The sequence below is a fragment of the Sphingomonas bacterium genome (assembly GCF_903643065.1).
Classification (GTDB): domain Bacteria; phylum Pseudomonadota; class Alphaproteobacteria; order Sphingomonadales; family Sphingomonadaceae; genus Sphingomonas.
This window is the reverse complement of the sequence record NZ_CAHJWX010000301.1, coordinates 1-3,668: the sequence shown is the minus strand read 5'-3', so window position 1 is coordinate 3,668 and position 3,668 is coordinate 1. Positions and strand designations below refer to the sequence as shown.

Sequence of the window (3,668 nt, the reverse complement as noted above, 5' to 3'; positions counted from 1 at the left end):
CGTCGCGCCCGGCTTGGCCGAGCCCGAATCGCCCGGCAGCGACTGTGCCTTGGCGCCCGGCGTGCCGAGCGGCACGGGGAGCTGCCCGCGCGGCACCAGCGCCAGCTGCTGGTCGGGATGCTCGCCCATCAGCTTGAACGCGCGGGTGTACCAGGGCGTGCCCGGATAGTTGCGGCCCAGCACGGCGGCGGCACGCTGCGCCTCGTCCGGCACGCCCAGCGCCAGGTAGCATTCGGTCAGCCGCATCAGCGCCTCGGGCACGTGCGTCGTCGTCTGATAGTCGGCGGTCACGTCGCGAAAGCGCATGGAGGCCGCCAGCCACTCGCCGCGCCGCTGATAGAAGCGCCCGACCTCCATCTCCTTGCCGGCGAGGTGATCCTGAACCAGGTCGATCTTCAGCCGGGCGTCGGCGGCGTAGCGCGTGGTCGGGTAGCGCCGCGCCAGCTCGCCCAGCGCGTCCAGCGCCTGGCGCGTGATCTTCTGGTCGCGGGTCACGTCCTGGATTTGCTCGTAATAGCCCAGCGCCACGAGGTAATAGGCATAGGGCGCGTCGCGGTTGCCGGGGTGGACGGAGATGAAGCGCTGAGCCGACTGGATCGAGTTGGTGTAGTCGCGATCGAGATAATAGGAGAACGCGCTCATCAGCTGCGAACGCCGCGCCCAGACCGAATAGGGATGCTGGCGCTCCACCTCATCGAACAGCTGTGCCGCTTCCTTGTACCGGCCCTGGTCGAGCCGCGCGCGCGCGGCCGAATAGAGCGTGCCGACGTCGCGCGCGACATAGGGCAGGTCGCCCTTCGCCTTGTGGCTGGCGCAGGCGGCGAGCGGGAGGGCGGCGGTCAGCGCCAGCAGGAGGGCGCAGGAACGGGCGATACGCATGGCCGGGCTGTAGCGCGGGATTGGGGCGGAAGGTAGACCCGGAACCCATCGTCATGCTGAACTCGTTTCAGTATTTAAGCGTGATCCTGGACCGCGCGGCACGTCGGCGGCAGCCGTCGCGCATGGACCCTGAAACAAGTTCAGGGTGACGGCGGTTACACGGGCGAACGCTAGCTCAACCCACCGGAGTTCCCATGCCCGCCACCCTCCTACAGACCCATCGCGTCGAGAAACCCTGGGGCCGGCACGACCTGTGGCCCGGGTTCGCCGACCAGCCCGCCGATCAGGACCCGATCGGCGAGATCTGGTTCCAGGAGCCCGGCGACACCAAGCCCGATCTGCTCATCAAATACCTGTTCACCGCCAAGCCGCTGTCCGTGCAGGTCCACCCCAATGACGAGCAGGCGCACGCGCGCGGGCTGCCGCGCGGCAAGGACGAATGCTGGAACATCCTGGCCGCCCGGCCGGACTCGACCATCGCGCTCGGCACGCACGAGCCGATCAGCCACGAGCGGCTGCGCAACGGGGCGCTGGACGGGTCGATCGAAGGGCTGCTCGACTGGAAGCCGGTCAAGCCGGGCGACTTCCTCTACTGCAAGTCCGATACGATCCACGCGATCGGCGGCGGGCTGACGGTGATCGAGATCCAGCAGAACTCCGAGACCACGTACCGGCTGTACGATTACGGCTCCGACCGTGAGCTGCACCTGATCGATGGCATCGCGGTCGCCGATCCGGTGCCGTACGTGCCGGTGACCTCGCCCGGCGACGCGGGCGACGGGCGCTATGTGCAGGTGGAAGGCCCGAAATTCGTGCTGGAGCGATGGCAGGGCGGCGAGCACGCGGTCGCGCTGCCCGCCGGCACCACCGGCTGGCTGGTGCCGATCACCGGCGCGGGCGAGGTCGGCGGCGTCGCTTGGCACGCCGGGCAGTGCGTGACGGTGACGGGCACCGAGACGGTGCGCGCGGACGCCGGCGCCGACGTGCTGTTCGCCTATCCGGGGACGACGCGGATGGCGGTGTAAATCCAGTGCCGTTTGGGGGGGTGGCGCCGGCGGCGTGCTGCTCGTCGCGCGCTGGTCGCGGCGCGAGCAATTGGGGTTGCTGCCCGCTTTCTCTACGCCGCCGTTGGCGGTAGGTCGCTGAGGATGATCTCCTGAAGGGGACGCCGGGTCGTGATCATATGCTCTTCAAGGAGAGACCGGCATGGCGCGTGCGTGGATTTCTGGTGACGGTGGCGTCTTTCAATGGGACCTGGACGCCAATGTCGGCCGAAACTGCCCGAACAGGGTAGAAGACGTTGAACTGGTCCGGTTCGGTTACACATGCATGAAGTCGGCGGCGGACTTGACGGCACAACAGCAGTCGACGCTGGCGGCCATGAAAAACTCGGGCGGCTATGGTCCCGATCTGCAGGCCGTGATCGACGCGCACGAAAGCGCCCGGGGCGGAGCGCAGGATGGCCGCGTCTCCCAGCTTCCCAAAGCCCTGACCCTGACGGCCTATGACGGCCAGCACATGCAGATCCTGGTAGCGCTCAACGCCAACATGCGCGCCGATGACAAGGCGAATTACCCCAGGATCGACAAGGCGGCTGCCAGCGGACCGGTGATCTCGGCCAAGTCCCGCAGCCTGTTCCGAATCAAGTGAGTTCCACCTGTCCTCGCACAGACGCGTCACTAATAGGCCGGCGAGGCTCGTCAGGCCGATGGGTCATTGCCGACGTGACGGTTGGCGGCGCGCCCGCTGGCGCGGTGGCGTAGAAACTTCGCACGGCCGTTGACGCGGCGACCCCGCCGCCACATATCGCGTCTGCTGGCACTCGCCCCGAGCGAGTGCCATTTCAGTTCGATGACAGCCAAGAGGGACCTCGCCCATGAACTTTCGTCCGTTGCATGACCGCGTTCTCGTCCGCCGCACCGAGGCGGAAGAGAAGACGGCCGGCGGGATCATCATCCCCGACACCGCCAAGGAGAAGCCGCAGGAGGGCGAGGTCGTCGCCGCCGGCACCGGCATCAAGTCCGAGAAGGACGGCACGATCACCCCGCTGGACGTCAAGGCCGGCGACAAGATCCTGTTCGGCAAGTGGTCGGGCACCGAGGTCAAGCTGAACGGCGAGGACCTGCTGATCATGAAGGAATCCGATATTCTGGGGATCGTCGGCTGATCCTCCGCGAGCCGCGTTTCCCCCGAGACGCAGCCTGAACTTCCAGAACTTCCGCACATAGAAAGGGTAGCCATCATGGCAGCCAAGGACGTCAAGTTTTCCCGTGACGCTCGCGAGCGCATCCTGCGCGGCGTCGATATCCTCGCCGACGCGGTCAAGGTCACGCTGGGGCCTAAGGGTCGCAACGTCGTGATCGACAAGAGCTTCGGCGCGCCGCGCATCACCAAGGACGGCGTCACCGTCGCCAAGGAGATCGAGCTGAAGGACAAGTTCGAGAACATGGGCGCGCAGATGCTGCGCGAGGTGGCCTCCAAGACCAACGACAATGCCGGTGACGGCACCACCACCGCCACCGTGCTCGCCCAGGCGATCGTGCGCGAGGGGATGAAGTCGGTCGCGGCCGGCATGAACCCGATGGACCTCAAGCGCGGCATCGACCTCGCGGTGATCAAGGTCGTGGACGACCTCAAGTCGCGGTCCAAGCCCGTCTCGGGCAGCCAGGAGATCGCCCAAGTCGGCATCATCTCGGCCAATGGCGACACCGTGGTCGGCGAGAAGATCGCGGAAGCGATGGAGAAGGTCGGCAAGGAAGGCGTCATCACCGTCGAGGAGGCCAAGGGCC

5 protein-coding genes are annotated in these 3,668 nt (G+C 67.0%); 4 read left to right on the top strand and 1 reads right to left on the bottom strand.

Annotated elements, in window-relative coordinates:
* The coding region (locus tag HUU95_RS10795; RefSeq protein WP_174280118.1) for an outer membrane protein assembly factor BamD at positions 1–879 on the bottom strand (879 nt) is incomplete at its 3' end.
* A 194-nt stretch (positions 880–1,073) separates the two neighbouring features.
* On the opposite strand from HUU95_RS10795, the gene HUU95_RS10790 reads away from it, so the two are divergent.
* The 4 genes from HUU95_RS10790 to HUU95_RS10775 form a co-directional block, all read left to right on the top strand.
* A complete protein-coding gene (locus tag HUU95_RS10790; protein ID WP_174280117.1) occupies positions 1,074–1,904 on the top strand; it encodes a class I mannose-6-phosphate isomerase in 831 nt (276 codons plus the stop codon).
* 181 nt (positions 1,905–2,085) lie between these two features.
* Complete coding sequence (locus HUU95_RS10785; protein ID WP_174280116.1) at positions 2,086–2,529, top strand: hypothetical protein; 444 nt, start codon at positions 2,086–2,088, stop codon at positions 2,527–2,529.
* A gap of 226 nt (positions 2,530–2,755) precedes the next feature.
* Positions 2,756–3,046, top strand: coding sequence for a co-chaperone GroES (gene groES, locus HUU95_RS10780; protein ID WP_174280115.1), 291 nt, complete (start codon positions 2,756–2,758; stop codon positions 3,044–3,046).
* A 75-nt stretch (positions 3,047–3,121) separates the two neighbouring features.
* The coding region (locus tag HUU95_RS10775) for a TCP-1/cpn60 chaperonin family protein (RefSeq protein WP_302480119.1) at positions 3,122–3,668 on the top strand (547 nt) is incomplete at its 3' end.

What these genes read in the sequence shown, in the direction of transcription:
- HUU95_RS10790 (WP_174280117.1), top strand. Translation starts at nt 1,074, where the DNA reads ATGCCCGCCACCCTCCTACAGACCCATCGCGTCGAGAAACCCTGGGGC.
- HUU95_RS10785 (WP_174280116.1), top strand. Translation starts at nt 2,086, where the DNA reads ATGGCGCGTGCGTGGATTTCTGGTGACGGTGGCGTCTTTCAATGGGAC.
- groES (WP_174280115.1), top strand. Translation starts at nt 2,756, where the DNA reads ATGAACTTTCGTCCGTTGCATGACCGCGTTCTCGTCCGCCGCACCGAG.